This window comes from Dehalococcoidales bacterium (assembly GCA_028716225.1).
Classification (GTDB): Bacteria; Chloroflexota; Dehalococcoidia; order Dehalococcoidales; family UBA5760; genus UBA5760.
In genome coordinates this window covers 1-18751 of sequence record JAQUQE010000025.1, presented here as the reverse complement: position 1 = coordinate 18751, position 18751 = coordinate 1, and the positions used below count along the sequence as shown (strand labels likewise).

13 protein-coding genes are annotated in these 18751 nt (G+C 52.7%); 8 read left to right on the top strand and 5 right to left on the bottom strand.

What is annotated here, in order from left to right; all coding sequences use genetic code 11:
• Window positions 1–54 precede the first annotated feature (54 nt).
• Window positions 55–630, bottom strand: coding sequence for a flavodoxin domain-containing protein (locus PHI12_10545; GenBank protein ID MDD5511234.1), 576 nt, complete (start codon window positions 628–630; stop codon window positions 55–57).
• 475 nt (window positions 631–1105) lie between these two features.
• On the opposite strand from PHI12_10545, the gene PHI12_10540 reads away from it, so the two are divergent.
• The 6 genes from PHI12_10540 (at window position 1106) to PHI12_10515 (ending at window position 5728) form a co-directional block, all read left to right on the top strand.
• Complete coding sequence (locus PHI12_10540) at window positions 1106–1666, top strand: sigma-70 family RNA polymerase sigma factor (GenBank protein ID MDD5511233.1); 561 nt, start codon at window positions 1106–1108, stop codon at window positions 1664–1666.
• On the top strand, window positions 1656–2486 hold the full coding sequence (locus tag PHI12_10535) for a hypothetical protein (protein MDD5511232.1): 831 nt from the start codon (window positions 1656–1658) through the stop codon (window positions 2484–2486). The genes PHI12_10540 and PHI12_10535 overlap by 11 nt, the downstream gene beginning before the upstream one ends.
• A 173-nt stretch (window positions 2487–2659) precedes the next feature.
• The gene (locus PHI12_10530; protein MDD5511231.1) at window positions 2660–3130 is read left to right on the top strand and encodes a protease inhibitor I42 family protein; all 471 of its coding nucleotides are present in this window, start codon (window positions 2660–2662) and stop codon (window positions 3128–3130) included.
• Between the two features lie 255 nt (window positions 3131–3385).
• A complete protein-coding gene (locus PHI12_10525; protein ID MDD5511230.1) occupies window positions 3386–4510 on the top strand; it encodes an META domain-containing protein in 1125 nt (374 codons plus the stop codon).
• Between the two features lie 376 nt (window positions 4511–4886).
• Window positions 4887–5294, top strand: coding sequence for a hypothetical protein (locus tag PHI12_10520; GenBank protein ID MDD5511229.1), 408 nt, complete (start codon window positions 4887–4889; stop codon window positions 5292–5294).
• 191 nt (window positions 5295–5485) lie between these two features.
• Entirely contained in the window at window positions 5486–5728 is a 243-nt protein-coding gene (locus tag PHI12_10515; GenBank protein MDD5511228.1) for a hypothetical protein, read from the top strand.
• Between the two features lie 146 nt (window positions 5729–5874).
• Here the strand turns inward: PHI12_10515 and PHI12_10510 are convergent, their stop codons facing one another.
• The gene (locus tag PHI12_10510; GenBank protein MDD5511227.1) at window positions 5875–9504 is read right to left on the bottom strand and encodes a hypothetical protein; all 3630 of its coding nucleotides are present in this window, start codon (window positions 9502–9504) and stop codon (window positions 5875–5877) included.
• 296 nt (window positions 9505–9800) lie between these two features.
• Entirely contained in the window at window positions 9801–12242 is a 2442-nt protein-coding gene (locus PHI12_10505) for a clostripain-related cysteine peptidase (protein MDD5511226.1), read from the bottom strand.
• Between the two features lie 290 nt (window positions 12243–12532).
• Here PHI12_10505 and PHI12_10500 point away from each other — a divergent pair, with 290 nt between their 5' ends.
• Window positions 12533–14035, top strand: a complete 1503-nt coding sequence (locus tag PHI12_10500; protein MDD5511225.1) for an NAD(P)/FAD-dependent oxidoreductase — start codon at window positions 12533–12535, stop codon at window positions 14033–14035.
• Window positions 14036–14167: 132 nt separating this feature from the next.
• Here PHI12_10500 and PHI12_10495 read toward each other — a convergent pair whose 3' ends face one another.
• Window positions 14168–14347: a YegP family protein gene (locus PHI12_10495; protein ID MDD5511224.1), complete on the bottom strand. Its 180-nt coding sequence runs from the start codon at window positions 14345–14347 to the stop codon at window positions 14168–14170.
• Between the two features lie 417 nt (window positions 14348–14764).
• Between PHI12_10495 and PHI12_10490 the strand changes: the two genes are divergently transcribed.
• Entirely contained in the window at window positions 14765–17137 is a 2373-nt protein-coding gene (locus PHI12_10490) for an endonuclease MutS2 (protein MDD5511223.1), read from the top strand.
• Here the strand turns inward: PHI12_10490 and carB are convergent.
• Window positions 17138–18751 (bottom strand): carbamoyl-phosphate synthase large subunit (carB, locus tag PHI12_10485; protein ID MDD5511222.1); only part of this gene is annotated, 1614 nt, incomplete at its 5' end.

Here is an 18751-nt window from a genome sequence, read left to right as displayed (position 1 = left end):
AGCCATCTCGTTCAATCGGGACTTTGATTCTGCCCGGATGCCCTTCAATTGCCACTATTTGCCTGCATTAATAGAAATAAGCAAGCGACGGACATCGTTTTCTACTTTATTCAGGTCTTCTTTTTTGGGACGCCCTCGTATATCTCCCAGGCATCCTTTAGTGCTGCGGTCTTCACGACCGTGATATTCTCCTATGGTATACCACTCGGCGATGACATCGAAACCCAGATGTTCAAAGAATTGCCCCATATATTTACAGACTGGAGTAGCCTCCCTTAATCCCGTGTGAGGCCCCGAGTAGGTACAGAACACCACTGCCCGCTTACCGGGGAGCTTAGGTGCGCATAATTTAATGTCACCCCGGCTGTCATGAAGCTTCATTTTGTTCTTTATGAAACGTTGTATCGCATCAGGAGGCAGCCACATGTACGAAGGTGCACCTAGAAACACAAGATCGTATTCATAAAGTTCCACGTCTTCTGCTTCTTCAACCTTCATTATGGTTGATGCGATGTTTTGACGCTCTAAAGTATTATGGATTGTTCTAGCTACCTTTTCGGTATTACCGGTACCTGACCAGTATATGATCAGGACGCGAAATCTCCTCTTGATATCAGGTTCGTCTTGCATCCGTAATATGGTCCCCCTTGATTATTACACTTCTTTGATAAGACTAATAGTCAGACTAATCTTACTGGCTTTATCCTGATTATGCCACTAGCTATAGCTTAACATCAACCGATCTAGCATATATCCGGCAGAAATCAGCCAAAGTCTCCTGACTGAACAAATCATCGGTTGGTGTGAGTTGATACTAGTTCGAATCACCTTATGCTGGATACATAGAATTCTTAATAAGCGTTGAAAATGCTCGACATGGCAGCCGATTTTTCAGCAACCTTCAATATTGCTACTGTACAGAACGATGATTTGTTAAATACTACGGGTAAAACTTACTTCGTATAATAGCTCTAGAAACTCACGGAAAAATGATATAAGATTAGTCAGCTCAGGAACGATACGATTCTTATTCGCAGCCTGCCGTATGGGCCATGTAATACTCTCCCTGCTGAATCGTATAAAATAGTAGAACCCTGGGCGGTATATGGATAGAGAAACCAGGGTGAAAGTAAGAGAGGAAGAGCCTAGTTTAAGTCAGGCCTTTGCCGATCTCTACGAAGAGTATCTGCCGAGGGTATTCCGTTATCTAAAGTGCAGGGTTAACGACGTGGCAACTGCCGAAGATCTTACCTCGTCAGTTTTTGAAAAGGCAGTGAACAACTTCGCCAAGTACAATCGCGATAAGGCTGCTTTTTCTACCTGGATATTTACCATTGCCCGTAATACACTGACGGATTATTACCGGGTGGAATCCGGTAAGAAAAAACAGGCTGTTTCCCTGGAGGAGGCAGAAGAAAGACCCGCTAATATCCCCTCTCCGCCCGAGGAACTGGAGAGGAAAGAGCTGGCAGAGAAGCTCAATCACTGTGTCGCTCAGCTCTCGCCGGAGGAGCAGGAAATCATACATTTACGGTTTGAGGCTGAATTGACCAACCGCGAGATTGCTAGGATGCTAGGCTTTTCTGAGTCAAATGTAGGTGTGAAGCTCTACCGGGCTATAAGAAAAATGAGGGATACCTTTCAGAGGTTAGAATATGTCTCGTGATAAGAACCGGGAAAGAGATATTATCAACGACCTGGATAGTTTACTTGCCGGTAAGCAAGTTAACACCGAGGGCAGGAGCGAAGACGAGCGCACGATCCTGGAATTGGCAAAACGATACACAGAGTGTCGTGCTGAACCGTCGGCCGAATTTCACGATTCGCTCAAGAGACGGCTTGCGCTGAAACTAGCCGAACAAGAAGCCCGGGCTCAGCGAGATGCCGATCGACGAGAACAGCGCTGGTCCTGGTTAAGCGGTTTTATGATGCAAAGCCCGGCCCGTAGGGCAGCTATTGTCGCAGCCATCGCCGTTGCGATAACCTTCGGCACCTTGTGGGCAAGGGGCACTTTCACGGATCAAACCGGCCCGATTTTGGTGACACCAAATCCAGAGCCCGAAATCCCCATATTGACTGTACCAGCGCCTGGACCGTTAACTGAGCCGGTTTTCCAGGCTATCGCCACGACGGGGAAGGCAATCTATGAATCCGGTGAGGAAATCACCATCGAGTTTTCCTTCAGCAATACCGGTTCGGATACGGTAACCATCGTAGCCTACCCGCCCCAAATTGATATACGTAACGCAGAAAATGACCGGACAGTGAGAAGGTATCCCGCCGGGACTGGCAAGCAGGAACTGACTCCGTTTGAAACGTTGGGCTATACACTGGTATGGGACCAGATGGACAATCGCGGTCATCAAATACCACCCGGTACCTACACGATAACCATAGACGATATCAGCTTTACGTCACCGACTCAGCCGGAAGCAGTCCTGGCTCCTTTGGGAAATCTGGCTGAAATCAACATTCAATCCCCTTAAACAATCCAAAACAATAACGCTTCTACATTAATGGTTACAGGCCGCCTTCACGAACATTTTCAACAGTTTTTACCTCCGATGTAATACTTTTCGGGTTGCTTCGTATACATTAACAGAAAAGCAGATGGGAAGATCGGCCGATCAAGTACCGAAGCAAAAAATGAGGGAGAAAAATGATCAAGTCAAAATTAGCCAAAATCGCACCGATATGCGCCATAGCTCTGGTAGCCGTGGTATCGACAGGTTGTGCCAACGACCCACAATCATCTGCAGAGGACCTGCCCCTGGACCCAATCTCAGTCTCCTGTGACGAATTCTCGGCTAACCATAACATTAGCAGGGAAGTTCAACTTACAGCGGGCAGCTCTGTAACCATAGTACTCTGCTCCAATCCCACTACCGGTTTTCAGTGGGGACAGGTACAGGTTGAGGATCCGGATGTAGTGGCAGAAACCGACCACGAGTTCGTCGAGCCAGGCAACGCTGAGAATGGCGAGTCGCTTATGGGTGCCGCTGGTCAGGATGTTTGGACCTTCAAAGCCTTGAAGAAGGGCAGCACTAATATCTCCATAGATTACAGCCGGCCCTGGGAAGGTGGCGAGAAGGCCGAATGGACCTTCAATCTGACCATCAACGTCAAATAAAGCTGAACAAAACTCTACGGGCGCAAGAAAATCAGACAGGTGGGATGTTCACTGTTCTCACCTGCCTGATCGCTCGTAGAAGCGGCGAAAATGTGACAGAATATTGAGCTCCAAAATGATGAGTCGTTGATTCCGAAGTTACCGAATATTTCATCCCTTCGTAGTACCACTTTGTCCGGTTTCATCACTAACCTGGTACATCTTCCATCGTTGTACTTGGTAAGAGAAATTAAATTGATAAGGAGATAGGAAAAGATGAAGAAAAAACACGCTATAATTACCATAATACTGGGAACTATTGTCACCTTAGTTGCTACCGGCTGTACCAGAGGAGTATCAGAAGCCGACTACAACCGCGTGGTTGAAGAGCGTGACCAAGCCTTGTCTCAAATAGCCAGCCTGGAGGGCGAACTGTCTACTGCCAAGGAACATATAGTCTTTCTTCAGCAGAAAATAGCCATCAATTTTGTTAAAAACAGCCCCAACTTCATCTTCGACGGGATTGAGAATACCCTGAAACTAGTTGACAGTGAGGAACTGGAAGATACCATTACCCGGATCTATAACTACGAATTCCAGAGTCGGCATGCCGGATACGGTGACCGCACCGGACAGATGCTACTTCAAGTAATCACCCCCCATGAAGCGGTAATAATGATCTTTAATGGCGAGATTATATCGGCTGTTATTGATGAGAAGTGGGACATGATTAATCAGAAAATGCTCGAGCAGGCAGTGACTGAAGAACAAGCCGAGCAGACAGCCATCAATTTTGTGAAGAACAGCCCCACTTTCGTCTTCGACGGGATTGAGAATACCCTGGAATTAGTGGAAACTCTGTACCCTGACATTGAAAATGCCTGGCAGTTTGTCTATGATTTTGATAGTCAGCATACCGGATACGGTGACCGTACCGGACAGATGCTTGCCCAGGTAATCACCCCACACCAAGCCATAATCACTGTGGAGAAAGGGCAAGTAATCTCAGCGATAATGGATGAAAAGTGGGACATGCTGAAACAAGGCATGATCAACGAACTCGAAGACATCACGTGGGTCATGACTGCATATACTGACGAAACGGGTACCGTTGAGGCCCTTGAAGATGTTGAAGTAACCATCATCTTCGATGGCACCGAGAAACAGTTGAGTGGTATCGCCGGCTGCAACCAGTATGGCGCTCCTTATGAGATTGACGGCTCGAATCTGACTGTCACCGATTCAATCATCCGCACGGAGATGTTTTGCGGAGATGAGATTATGGAGCAGGAAGAATACTACCTGAAGGCACTTGAGGAGGCCGAAGGCTACGAAGTAAACGGAAACAAGATGACGATTACTGGCAGCGGCTGGATTCTTGAATTCGAGAAACAGCAATAATTACCTTTTAAGTTAGCCCTTTTAATAGAGGGAGGGTATACCCTCCCTCTATTCACTCTTATTCCCAACCCGGGAATTTTCCCCGCACAATCTCCTGTAATATAATAGATAAGTTATGGTTACATGCATTCAACACACATACTGGCTTTTAGTATTACCTGACCACCGAAGACGATACCAGTTATAGCCTCATAAAAGGGGGCATCTCCAATAACTCCGGCTGGAACTTAATAACTGGTATCACTGCTGGGGGCAGGGAGGAATCCTCAGGTTATTTCATGGGGGAGAACTTACGATAAAAGATAGAGACAAAACTAGAGAGCAACTAATAAGCGAATTAACTGTTCTGCGTAATCGGGTTACTGCACTAGAGGCAGTGGAGACGGCATACTCTCAACTGGTAGGACATCTAAACGAACGTTCCAAGGAACTTGCCTGTATTTACTCTGTTGCCCAGGTTGTTGATAATCCAAAGACCTCTTTACCCAAGGTCTATCAACGGGTTGTCGAAATACTTCCTGCCGGGTGGCAGTATCCGGCGATTACCCGCGCCAGAATAGTCGTTGATGACAAACAATTCCGCTCTTTGGGCTATGTAGATACGGAGTGGAAGCTATCAGCAGATATAGAAGTAGACAATGTAAAACGGGGTACTATAGAAATCTGTTACCTGGAGAAAAGGCCGGAAGTGCATATAGGCCCGTTTCTAAACGAAGAATGGCTGCTGCTTACAATTATTGCCGGGCGCCTGGAAAGACTTATTGAGCGAAGGCAGGCAGCATGAGCCATTCTTCAGCACTTATCCCGCTTGTCCGGGATTATGGGCAGCTCACAGTGCGATGAAAAGCGTCACCTTGAAGCGAGTATATTCTCATTCCCGTGTGGCTAGTAACCTTTACAGAAGTTAAGCAAGAATAACTCGCTGCAGCATAGTAAGAATTTAACAATACCCCGGGAAATGGGGTAATATAGTATATGCTAGTCAAAATCCAATGTCCTTCGTGTCAGACTGAGGGCACCATGTCCCTGGTTGATCCAAGCTACCAGGGACCTTATCGTTGCTGGAAATGCCGTGCCCTCTTCACCATTGAACTCAAGAACAATGAGCTTACATTATGCGAACCAATGAGTGAAGAAGAACTTGAGAAGCAGCAAGAGATGAAGGCCATCCAGGATAAACTCAAACGCCAGTTCCCGGGGAAAGATGAGACCAGATAACCCTTCGCTGCCTGTAGAATCACCAATAAAATGGTTTAATGCGGGATAAGACAAAACTTCCTGATTCACTATCGTAAAGAAAGAGCCCCCCGAATTTCGGGGGGCTCTTTTAGTCTCTAAGAGTCGAAGTCAGGAAAAGCTAGGAGTTAGGAGGGTCTCCTGCTCCGGACAATCAGGACGATGACCACTACCACCAGTGCCGCTCCGATACCGATCATGGCGTAGATCCACATCGGCGTGATCTGCTGGGTGGCCGGGATATCGATCACTACGGGCTCGGCCGGTTCCGGTTCGGGCGGTATGTACTCTTCAGCAGCGACGGCGAAGGTGCCGACATCGCTCTGGGAGAGCATGGCGCCGTCCTTCCAGGCGGTTACCTGCCAGTAGTAGGTGGTCTCGTAGTCCAGGGTGCCCGAGTAGGCGTAGGCGGTACCGGTGACGTCAGCAGTAGCCAGGGCACCGGAGAGGTCGGGGCTGGCGGAGAGGACGAAGCTGTAGGTGGTGGCGTCGTAGACACTGCTCCAGGAGAAGCCGACTCCGGTGCGCTGGGCGATGATATCACCCTGTTCGGGAGCGATCAGCTTGACTGCGTTAGCCGAGGAGGCCTCAATGGTGAAGCTCCAGGTCTCCGACCAGGGGCTGTGGACGCACTCGTCGGTCTCGGTGTTGGCTTCTCTGACGTGCCAGGTGTAGGTGCGGCCGCACTCGAGGCTGCCATAGAGGTAGCCGTTAACGGGTTGGGCAATATAGCTGATGCCGCCCTCCAGGTAGTAGGTGGGCGGGTCGCCGGTGATCTCCTCATCGACTATATCGATAATGACGTTGCCGTCCTCGTCCATAATCTCGATGTCGTAGCTGCAGGCCAGGCACATTCTCTCCCACTTGAGAGTCATCGGAGCGCCTTCGCAGGTGTCGCAGACATCACAGGCAACGATGGCCCCGTCCTCAGGAGAGGTCAGGGTCGGGCCGTGCTTGGCAGCGCAGTCCTCGTAGCTCCAGAGACCACCACAACAGTCGTTGTCTCCAGAGCCGTCAGTTACGTCATAGCACTGGGTGTCGATGGCCCAGAGTACGGAGTTGGTGTCTGCGGAGAGGCAGCCGCAAATACGTAGCGCTGAAGGCTCATTATCGAACCCTTCTCCGCTGCTACAATCAGAATATTCATGTGGCGCGAGTCCGGCAATCAGGTAGTCCCAGTCCTCGGTACCGCAGCAGTCGGTCTCGCAGGGAGTCAGGTTGCGGGCAACACCGCTGTACTCTTGATCTCCAGAAGTTATGAACCTTCCTTCCTCACACAGGCTTTTACTGGAATCAACGCCTATTGCATAACTGACCGCGTAGAGGGTGCCCTCGCGAGCCACTACGACGCCGTAGTAAGGAAACTTTGCGGCGTTGAGATTATCCCAGCTACCGTCCGTAATGTCAGTCCGATATATGGCCCCCGTATCCGGAGCACTGCACAACGTAGCGTAGATGATGTTCTCACAGACAGGGTCACAGGCAACGTGCACTCTCTGGTATGACTGCCCGTCCAGGTCATCGGTGGTATTCCAACTTTCACCTCCGTCCTCGGACCAGGCCACCGGCTCGTCACCGTGGCCACCGACGACAACCCAGCCCTCGGCGCAGCAGGAGGTTATGGTATGACCAATGCCAACGCCGGAATCAACTCCATCGGAGGGACGCCTACCGTATTGGGTGGATGTCGATACATAGCCATCCTCGTCGAGTATGTAGACGATGTTCTCGCTCTCGACAGCAAAGTCCTGGATAACCAGCTTCTGGTTGACCGCTTTGTTCCAACACTGGCCGCAGTCGCGGCTGTAGAAGAGATCCTGGGTACCCTGGATGCCCATGTAGATGGTGCAGCATTCCGTGTCCTCATCACAGGGTAGCCGGAGCAGTATATTGCCAATGTAAGGATCATCCGTCCAGTCGCCATGATAGACTCTCTCCCATGTATCGCCGTTGTCATAGCTGCGCCAGATGGAGTCGCAGGCAAACCAGCCTTCTCCGCTGTCTACTTCATCACAATCATCTCCACAGGGGTATGCTCCGTGATTGAAATCATATGCAAGGCTGGGAATCCCTGCGTTGATAGTAGCCAGGTAGATCACGCTGCAGTCCGGGCAGACGGCAACGTCGGAGAGGAAGTCGATATCGGTGTCGATGAGGCCTATCTGGTTGAATGAAACGCCGTCATCGAGGCTTACCGAAAAGGCCGATTCATCGAGCGGGTTGCCCCTAATATCCAGGAAAAAAGGATTCATCGAAAAATAATCCGTGTAATGATATTTGTTTCCCATGTCGCTCCAAGCGCCGCTGGTGGTGGCAAAGGCCTTCTCACCGTCTCCGGTGTAGGAGACTACCGCCATAAAGGGACCAGAGGGATCCTTGCAGGCAGGCTCCCACTCCGGGCAGCAGTCATCGAGTTCAACGGTGTGGTAGACCGCCACTCCGGCACAGGGTAAGGGGTCAGCTGCCATAGTCCCATCCTGCTCCGCATAGACGCCGACCATGGCCTTGCAAGTATCGGCATCACCGTAGACATCAATACTGGCCAGGATAGGATCGCCGGATGGTCCGCAGCGGCCAGTTAGGGCGCCGTCCTCGGATATCATGACATAGCCCTTAACGACGGGGGGTGTTGCCATGTAGTCGTCGGTGGCATCAACGTAGAGGTAGATGTTGTTGTCGGCCGGCTCGGCGCCGTCGAAGTCGGCGGGCAGAGCAAAGCCCATGCTCCTGATCACGGGGTAGGTCCAGAGGATAGTACCCTCATCGGTTATCTGTACGGCATCGCCAAAGCCGACCTCGGCATTCCAGGCGCCGTCGCCGTTCAGGGTGCCTTCCTGCAGGTAGGGCATATATTGAGGATCAACTTGAGGTCCGGCAACACCCATGCAGACGATGGTGTCGTCCATGTCGAAGTTGGGTGAGAAGTCGACCGCAACCACGCCCATGCTACGTATCGGCCAATTGTAAGACAGTATATCATCCTCGGTGGCATCATTCCAACCCGGGTAGAACCGGGTATCCCCCCAGCCTCCGGTCAGCCAGGTGCCTGCCTCGAGGCGGAAGACCGCACCGGGGCCAGCATCCATAACGTCGTTAGCATAACCGGCCAGGGCGATGTTGTGGATGCTGCCCACCGCCGGCGAGACGGCCATGTCAGCCATGGACCACATCCAGGTGCCCTTCGAGGTATCGGTTACGGGGTGGGCGTAGGTGAAGTTATCCCCGCCGTCCTCGGAGGCGACCACGAATGGCATGGGTTTTGGCCCGCCACCATATCCCAATGGAATAGGATCCGGATGAAGGTAGCCGGCCACGGCCACCCAGTCCCCGTCATCGGGAGCCGCCGCCACCAGGCTCAGGCTAACCTGAGACTCGGTTCCCGGGTCAAGGGTAGGCAGCGAACTGGCATCCATAACGTTATCGGTGATGTCGCTCCAGGTGACGCCGCCGTCAGTTGACTTGACCAGAGCAAAGATACCCCACATATCATCATCGTATTCCCAGCCGACCTCGGTACAGCCGCTCTTCAGTTCGAGGACGGCGTAGATGATGTCGCCATCTTCGCCGCCGACGGCGTAGTCAAGGATGTCGGAGGCGGGCAGGATGACCAGGTCATCCCAGCTCGGCGTGTTGACCAGGCCCCATTCCATCTCATCGGCCTGGGCAGCCGGAGCAGCTATGAAGGCGGCACCAAGCGAAAGAGTAAGGCCGAGAGCCAGCCCTACACCAAGTATCTTAGATATTAGTTTAGTTTTCATCGACCTAGATTATCTCCTTATTTCTATTATTTACCTTATCTCATATAAAAGGACATGCTAACTCACATACTATCTTACATAGAGATAAGTTTGTGTTCTGATGCAATCCGAAATGCCACCTTAATAGGGGCCTTCCCTCGGGACTGATATATTATCCCTCCGGGCTCCTTCTATGGCACCACCTCCGGCACATAATAATCACTATGATTATATCATCTCTTGTCAATAGTATATGAGGGGTATTTGCTCTAGCCACGATGTCGGTTTTTCAAGTTTACCAGGCACTGACAGGTGTTTTATTTGACGCTGATTCGTGTTATGGCTTGTTGCTGATTACCATCCAGGTCCTCAACGACAAAGCCGACCGCGTATTCGCCTAAAGCCGCGTCAAATGTCTCCCAGGTGAACATCTCGCTGCCAAAGGTTAACGTGCTTCCCTGCTGCGAGGCAGTATCGATCACTTCGCCACTCTGATCCAGGTCAAGCCAGGTCTCCAGCACAGTGAAGGTATCCCCGGCACCTGGAGTTATCTCACGTGGAGCACCGGCCTCGCTTTCGCCGGTGAAACCGAACACCTGGCGCAGCACGCCGTTGACAAAGTACAAGCAGGCCGCGCGCTGCTCACCTCCGTCACCATAGGTATAAATCCCGTCAACCACATATACCGTCTCTTCAAAGCTTCGCCCGTAACTTTCCGGTTTGAACAAGGCTGGAACAGAGGATGTTCCGTTGCTGATGGCAAAAACGACCGGCTCCCATGTAAACTGCAGGGTAAAATCGCCCTCACCCCAATCGGGATAATAGACCCCGTTCACTTGTCTCGTTTCCGGACTTTCCAGGTAGTCCTGATCGGCTACAAAGATAGAGTTGGCCTGCCGGTCATAGAAACCGACAAAAAGGTAGATGTACCCGATGTTCTCTCCGCTGATATCGGCAGATAGTGTTACCGGTTGGCCTGGGGCGGCTTCCGAGCTGGAGGCGGCTATCGGCGAGATGGTGATACCACCCGCGGCAGGAGCTCGTATTGACCCTGTGGGCGGGACTACCGCCTGGCTATCGGTTTGAGAGAACTGGTCGCCGGTGTAATGATAGGCTAGAAAATCGTCCCAGAGCGACTGCTTCGCAAATCGGTTGGCGATAGCCGTGTACGACTCGGCCCCGGCAGCCGCGTTCCGATATAGCTCGGAGTTGGGGAAATAAATAGCGATTCCGGTGGCGCCCGGTTTTTGGACCCCATGCTTCTCAGCGATGACGGTCTTATCGATAGCAGCTAGCACTGCATCGATTGCCTGATTAATCCCGGTGTTGCCGGCCTTCTGTTTGACGATTTCCAAGAAGTTGCCCAGGTCGATGAATGAAGGGGGAACGTCACTGCCAAAGATGCTGGTGAAGCTCTGGGCGTAGGTGCGGCTGCTGGCTATTTCCCGCTGGTCAGCTTCCTGTAGAGTGAATACCAGCCCGTTCAGGCTGTCGTTAAGTAGACCGATCTGACTCAGATCTACCGCGCCAAGCGTGCTGCTGCGGCCGATCTCACGAGCCATCTGTGCCGGATTAGTGCCTCCGGAAGGGCCAAACAGTCCTCCGAATGGTGAGCCCTGGCTAAGAAAGTCTCCCCGGGCGCTGCTGTCGAGGATGCTCTGGTCATCTTCGATATAGCTCTTCACCACTAATTGGCAAAGCTCGGCTCCGTTCATATCAGGGTTCTGGTTAAGCGCCTGCAGGAAGCTGGTATAGGCCCACCCGAGAGCCGGTTCGACTTCCTCGGAGGCCACTGCATAGCGGGCATGAGGTTCCAGGGTAGTGAAGACCTCTAGTTGGCCCATCAAGCAGGCATCCATACCGATGAGCTCAAACTTGTCGAGGCCGGTATTGGCGCGGATCTGGCCCAGTGCGTCATCGATCTCATGAAGATAAAGCTCATCACCTAATAAAGAAGCTAACGGGATGCCTGGATCCCCGGTGCCTTTAGGATTTGCGTCACTCCACCCCCCCGGCCAGCCCATACCATGATCGGAGAGAATCAAGACATACTTATCAGACGGGTAAGTCTGTATGGCCCAAGTGGCAAAGTCGACCAGCGCCTTACCGTCAGACATGTTTACTTCACCTGGTTCAGCGACTTGCTGTGAGCCTAACTGACTGAGATTATCATCCCGGCTGATCAGGAAGCGCTTTGTTCCGGTCCAGTCCCCATCGCCGGTGTAGCCTCCACTGTAGCGATCCAACTGGGATACGATCCTGACCCGGCTGGAGGGACCGGCCTTTTCGGCCTCGTTTGTGTCCAGACAAATGTCCTTCTCCAGTATCTTATCGTCAGCGTCCTGGTAGAGCATCACCAGCCAATTCTGATCAGGCTCGGTACTCCCGTGAAGGACCGAGGCATCAGAGTAGTTGCTGACAAAGCCACCGGCAGCGGGCAGGTTAGTAATCTGGCTGCTGCCGGAATCCGTAGGTAGAGTGGTCATCCCACTATCGCTAAGATCAAGACCACCACAGTACTGGATACCGAAGACAATAGCAAGCGCGACGACCGTCATGATGATTGAAAGTTTGCTCTTGCCGCCGAAGAAAGGTAGTCCCCTGCCCCCACCGGAGTAGGTGCCACCCCCCATATCACCACCCCCGCTGCTACCGCCGTAAGAACCCACCTCGCGGCGCGGTGCTTGTGCTCTGTCACGCCCACCTGATGGTGCGGGACTTGGGCGCCGCCGCCGTCCTGCCGTTATCGTACGCCTCACAGGTCCCCGGTTCCCGGTCATGTGAACTTGACCTCAACTCCCCATGGATTCCGGTCGATAATTACTTTCGTGTGTTTCTGGAATCATCGCCGCTGCTAATTATACGCCAACTTGTTATGCCGCACAATGACAACATCATCTGGTGACTATCAATCTTCACCTGTCGATAGCCGGGGAATTGCTTTTTTAGTTCCTGCCGGTTTGCCGTCACCTGTTATCGTCATAAAGTGGCTGTGTGAGGTATAATATCATTGCAAGTGCTCTGACAGCAACGCTGTTAGGAGGAGAATATGACTGGATCTATTTTGATAGTTGGCGCTGGGATTGCCGGCCTGTCTGCCGGGTGTTACGGGCAAATGAATGGCTATCGAACGCAGATATTGGAGCAAGGGCTTAACTCTGGCGGACTCTGCACAGCATGGAAGCGGAAAGGTTATACTATTGACGGTTGTATCCATTGGCTGGTCGGGTCTGCACCGAACAGTCCTTTACACCAAATCTGGCTAGAGCTAGGGGCAATACAAGGCCGCTCTTTCTTTGATCACGATGAATTCATGCGTGTAGAAGGAGACGGGAGTAGAGCATTCGTGGTCTATACCGATGCTGACCGCCTGGAGCAGCACATGAAAGAAATTGCCCCGGAAGACAAAGAAACCATCGAAAGTTTCGTCAATGCAATACGTACCTGCGCTCGATACGAGCTGCCAGCGGGTGCGGAGTTCGGAGTTCATTCATTTAACAACGGACTCAATATGGTTAGCCGGCTCCCTTTCCTGAAGGTAATGGCTAAGTGGAGCAAAATCTCAGTGCGCGACTTCGCCACGCGATTCCGCAACCCGTTTCTGTCGGAAGCTTTCGCCACTGTCTTTGGTGACATCAACAATTTCCCCATGGCCGGCATGATTATGACACTGGCATGGTTACACAATAGGTCGGCAGGCTACCCGATTAGGGGCTCGCTGGAATTTGCCAGGGCAATTGAGCAGCGATATCTTGGCCTTGGGGGTGAGATACATTATGATTCGCGGGTTGAGAAGATATTGGTTGAGAACGATTCAGCAGTCGGGATCAGGCTTGCTAACGGCAAGGAATTTCGAGGCGATGTGGTAATTTCGGCGGCGGATGGCCACAGTACTATATTTGATATGCTTGGTACACGGTATATAGATGAGGAAATCCGAAATCGATACGACAAGCTGCCGCTTTTTCCGCCGTTGCTCTATGTGGCGCTGGGCATAACACGTACTTTCGAAGATTTTCCTGCTTCAGTGGTAGGGATTAGTTTTCCGCTTCGCAAGCCAATCTTGATAGACAGCAAAATTCTGATACGGCTGACCGCCCAGGTATACAATTTTGATCCCTTTCTGGCACCCCACGGCAAAACGGTCGTGCGTGTGATGCTAATGTCAAACTACGAACGCTGGAGGCTATTAGCACAAAGTCCGGATGAATATCGTGCGGAAAAGGAGAGGGTCGCCGAGCAAGTGATAACTGCCCTTGAGCAGCGTTTCCCCGGTATTTCTGATCAGATTGAGATGAGCGACGTAGCAACCCCGGTGACATTTGAACATTACACCGGAAATTGGAACGGCAGTTTTGAAGGTTGGCTCCTAACCATAGACACATTCGGCAGAAGCATGTCAAAAACTCTTCCCGGGCTGGGCAACTTCTACATGATTGGGCAGTGGGTTAACCCCGGGGGTGGTTTGCCTCCAGCAGCAGCGGACGGACGCAGTGTAATTCAGCTACTTTGCCATAAAGATAAGGCTAAGTTCCTATCGTCTCAGCCTTGACCGGGCATCTTAACACTATCTGAAATGACCCCACGATTTCCAAGCTTAAAATAGACGCAGCTAACATTCTACCGATGCTAAACACCGGCATCTAGCCACCAAGGAAAGACTCACCAAGCCCGCCGGTTTGTTCTACTTCTCTTCGATCGGAGCCACCGGGGCATTCTTTTTAACAGACTCTATGCCGTTCACTGCGCTCGCTTTTGTTTTGTAGCCCTCGCCTCCATTGGCTATCGTTTGCCCATTAGATGCTACCAGTCTCCAGCGAAATTCACCCTTGGCATCTTTGTACAGTTCAAATTTTGCAGCCATCGAAAACCTCCTTCGCCTTCTTCTAGTAAATCAGCATAATTATACCACTTTTTGTCAACAGGATATGAGGTGTATTTACAGACATAAATCATAATTTCTCTTGATTTTCAATAAAATGACGACATAAAATATTACCAGGGCAGGCGCCGCTGGGTTAGTTTACTTCGCGGAGGGTTATCGACCGCCTTCCGCGGAGGATATTGGCTCAGGCACCCTGTCCTTATTTTTTTTCACTCGTTTAACATCCTGACAGCAGGTATAATCCGGACACACTTCGATACTGCTATGACAGACCCATTATAAATACTCTCCCATAACTCACCAGGGTGGGGGATTACCAACCGGAGCACCACAGTTCAGGTCAGCCTGCTCGAGGTGATACAATAGGGCTGGCAATAGAACACGGGAGCAGTCAGCTTGGACGACAAGAGCCTCAGGATACTTGAGTTTCACCGTATCAGGGAAATCATCAGCGGTTTTACCAGCTTCTCGGCGAGCCGTGAGCTGGCAAACGGGCTGATGCCGGTTACGGACTACGCAACGATTTCTCTTTCGCTAAAGCAAGCGACGGAGGCACACCGACTCCTTTCCCTAGAGCCGGGGTTTTCTATCGGCGGGGTCACCGACATCCGGGAGAGGGCAAGGATGGCGGTTCTGGGCAGAGTCCTTGAGCCAGCGGAACTCCTGGAAATCCGCTGTACGCTGGAGGCAACCCGTAAGCTGCGTAGCAGCCTGACCGGGCTGTCCGAAGAACTGCCTCTGCTCTGGGATATTGCCGGGGATATCACCGCCCTGCCCGGCATCGAGGAGTCCATCAACCGCTGCGTCTCCCCCACCGCCGAGCTGCTGGACTCGGCTTCACCTGCCCTGGCCACAATCAGGCACCGCTTAAAGGAGCTGCGGGATCATTTACTGGACCGCCTGCAATCAATAATCAACTCACCCAGAGGCCAGAGGATGATCCAGGAGCCGATTGTTACCGAGCGGGAGGGCAGGTATGTCATCCCTATCAAAATCGAGGCCCGTAAGGAGATTAAGGGGATTGTGCACGATATCTCCAATAGCGGGGCGACTCTCTTTATCGAACCCTGGTCCACCCTGACGATGGGTAACGAGCTTCGTGAGCTCGCTATACAGGAAAGACGCGAGATAGATAAGATACTGGCCGCCTTGAGCGCCAAAGTGGCGGAGCATGAAGCGGAAATCTCAAGGAATATCGCCCTGGCCGCCGAACTGGATCTGGCACTGGCCAAGGCAAGGTACGCCGGAAAATTCAGGGCCAGCGAGCCGGTAGTCATCCCCCCCGCTGAGAAGCCGGCGGAGGACGCAAGGCTGAAACTGGTCGCCGCCAGGCACCCTCTGCTCGGCAAAGGGGCGGTGCCGATGACACTGGAGATGGGGCGGGACTTCTCCATACTGGTTATCACCGGACCGAATACCGGAGGCAAGACGGTCGCCCTGAAGACCATCGGCCTGCTCAGCTTGATGATGCAGGCCGGCATACCAATCCCTGCTTCAGAAGAAAGCCGCCTCCCCATCTTCGACGGCATCTTTGCCGACATCGGTGATGAGCAGAGCATCGAGCAGACGCTTTCCACTTTCAGCTGGCACATCGGCAATATTATCCGCATCATTAACAGTGCCACCGAAAACAGCCTGGTTCTCCTCGATGAACTGGGCATAAGCACCGACCCGGCCGAGGGCTCCGCCCTGGCCCGTTCCATCCTGCTCCATTTCCTCTCTCTGGGCACGATTACCGTAGCCACCACTCACTACAGCGACCTTAAGGCATTCGCCCACACGACAGAAGGCTTTAAGAACGCCTCTCTCGACTTCGACCCGGTTACTTTTGACCCGACCTACCACCTGTTGGTGGGCACTCCGGGCGGCAGCAACGCCCTGGCTACCGCCGCGCGACTGGGGCTGCCCGCCGGGATTATCGCCAGGGCGAGAGAGATGACGGCAAAGGGCTCCCAGGAGCTGGAGGCACTGCTTGCCGACCTGATGAACGAGAGACAGAGGTTTTCTTCTCTCCGTGATGAACTGGAAAAGCAGCGGAGCAAGCTTGAGGAACAGAACGCTGAACTTACCGGTGAGCTTAAACGACTGCGGGCGGAAGAGCAAAGGATTATTCAGGAAGCCCGGGACGGGATTGTCAAGCAGACTGCCGAACTGCACCGGGAAATCCAACAGGCAATAGCAGAACTACGCCGGGAAAAGAAGAGAGAGATGATTGAGCGGGGCCGACAGGCGCTGGCCAGCGTGCAGAAGCAGCTTAAGGCCGATGACTGGCAGCCGAAGGCAAGTACTGCGGCCGGGCCGGAGACAGCGGATGATAGCCGCATAGCCCTCGGTGATACCGTCTGGCTGAAGGAAGTGAATATTGCGGCTAAGGTGTTGTCGTTTTCCGAGGAGACCGGACAGGTCGAAGTCCAGGCCGGACAGGCCAAGCTCAGCCTCAGCATTGACAGGGTAGCCAGGACGACTTCTCCGGCAGGCAAAGGGATTACAGCGTCTGCTCCGGTAAGAATCGAAGCCGGGGCCGGCAAGGCCTCGCTGGAACTCGACCTCCGCGGCAGGCGTGCCGATGAGGTGGAGGTGGCACTCGACAGCTTTCTGAACGATGCCGCTATGGCTAATCTAACCGAGGTCCGCATTGTGCACGGAATCGGCAGCGGCACCGTACGCAGCATCGTCAGGGAATCTCTTGCCGCTCACCCCCTGGTGGCAAACTTTCGCTGCGGCGGCCAGAAAGAGGGCGGCGATGGCGTAACCATTGTCCGGCTGTAGCTAACCGATGTCCTTGTGATAGCTCTGTATGGAACGGACCCCCGATTTACCCTTCTGGTGGGCAGCAATTCCCTTAGCAGCGGCAAGAGCAGCCGCCAGGGTTGTGATATAGGCCACCTTGTACTTTATGGCCGCCTTACGGATGTAGGAATCATCGTACTTACCCCGCTTGCCGGTGGGGGTATTGACCACCAGTTGAATCTCCCTGTTCATGATAGCATCGACAACATTGGGTCGGCCCTCAGAAACCTTGAGTATCAAGTCGGACTCGATACCCTTATCGGCTAAGAAGTGATGGGTACCCTCGGTCGCTTTGAGCTTAAAGCCCAGTTTGGCGAATCCTTTCGCCACCTCCACCACAGCCGGGTGATCCTTCTCCGAGACAGTGATTAAGACCGTGCCCTCGGTCGGCAGCAGTTGCTGAGCAGCCTGCTGTGATTTAAAAAAGGCCATACCAAAAGAGTCGGCCATCCCCAGTACTTCACCGGTAGAACGCATCTCGGGCCCCAGAACGGGATCCACCTCGGGGAACATAGGAAACGGGAAGACGGCCTCCTTGACCCCGAAGTATGGAATCACACGCGGTTTGATATTCAGGTCACCGAGTTTTTTACCCAGCATGAGCTGGGTCGCCAGCCGCGCCATCGATATGTTACAGACCTTGGAGACCAGTGGTACGGTACGGGATGCCCGCGGGTTTGCTTCCAGGACGTAGACGGTATCCATGGCAATGGCATACTGGATATTCATCAAGCCGACCACCCCGAGCTCCCGGGCAATCCGCTTGGTATATTCGTAAATGGTCTTCATATGCTCGGGGGATATGCTAACCGGCGGAATGACACAGGCGGAGTCACCGGAGTGAACCCCTGCCAGCTCGATGTGTTCCATTATTGCCGGCACAAAGGCATCGCTGCCGTCGGAAATAGCATCCGCTTCGACCTCAAGGGCATTCTCCAGGTACTTATCAATCAGGATGGGGCGGTCGGGAGTAACATCCACAGCAGCGGCAACATATTCTCTAAGCATATCCTCATCATGGACTATCTCCATACCCCGGCCGCCCAGCACGTATGAAGGCCTCACCATCAGCGGGTACCCGATGCGCCCGGCGACATCCAGCGCCTGCGGCAGGTCGCTGGCCATACCGGACTCCGGCATCGGTATACCAAGCGCCTGCATCATCTGACGGAAGCGGTCCCGATCTTCAGCCAGGTCTATCATCGCCGGTGATGTACCCAGAATTCTAACCCCGACCTCAGCCAGTTCGTTAGCGATGTTAAGCGGAGTCTGGCCGCCGAACTGGACGATAACACCCTCCGGCTTCTCCTTCTCGTAGATGCTCAGGACATCCTCAACGGTCAACGGCTCAAAGTAGAGCTTATCCGAGGTATCGTAGTCCGTAGAGACCGTCTCCGGATTGCAGTTGACCATAATCGTCTCATAACCCTCGTCACGCAGACAGAAAGCGGCATGTACACAGCAATAGTCGAACTCTATGCCCTGGCCGATGCGATTCGGCCCACCGCCCAGTACCATAACCTTCCGCCGCTTACTGCTTACCGTCCGATCCGGAGCGTTATAGGTAGAAAAGTAGTAGACGGCATCCTCGAC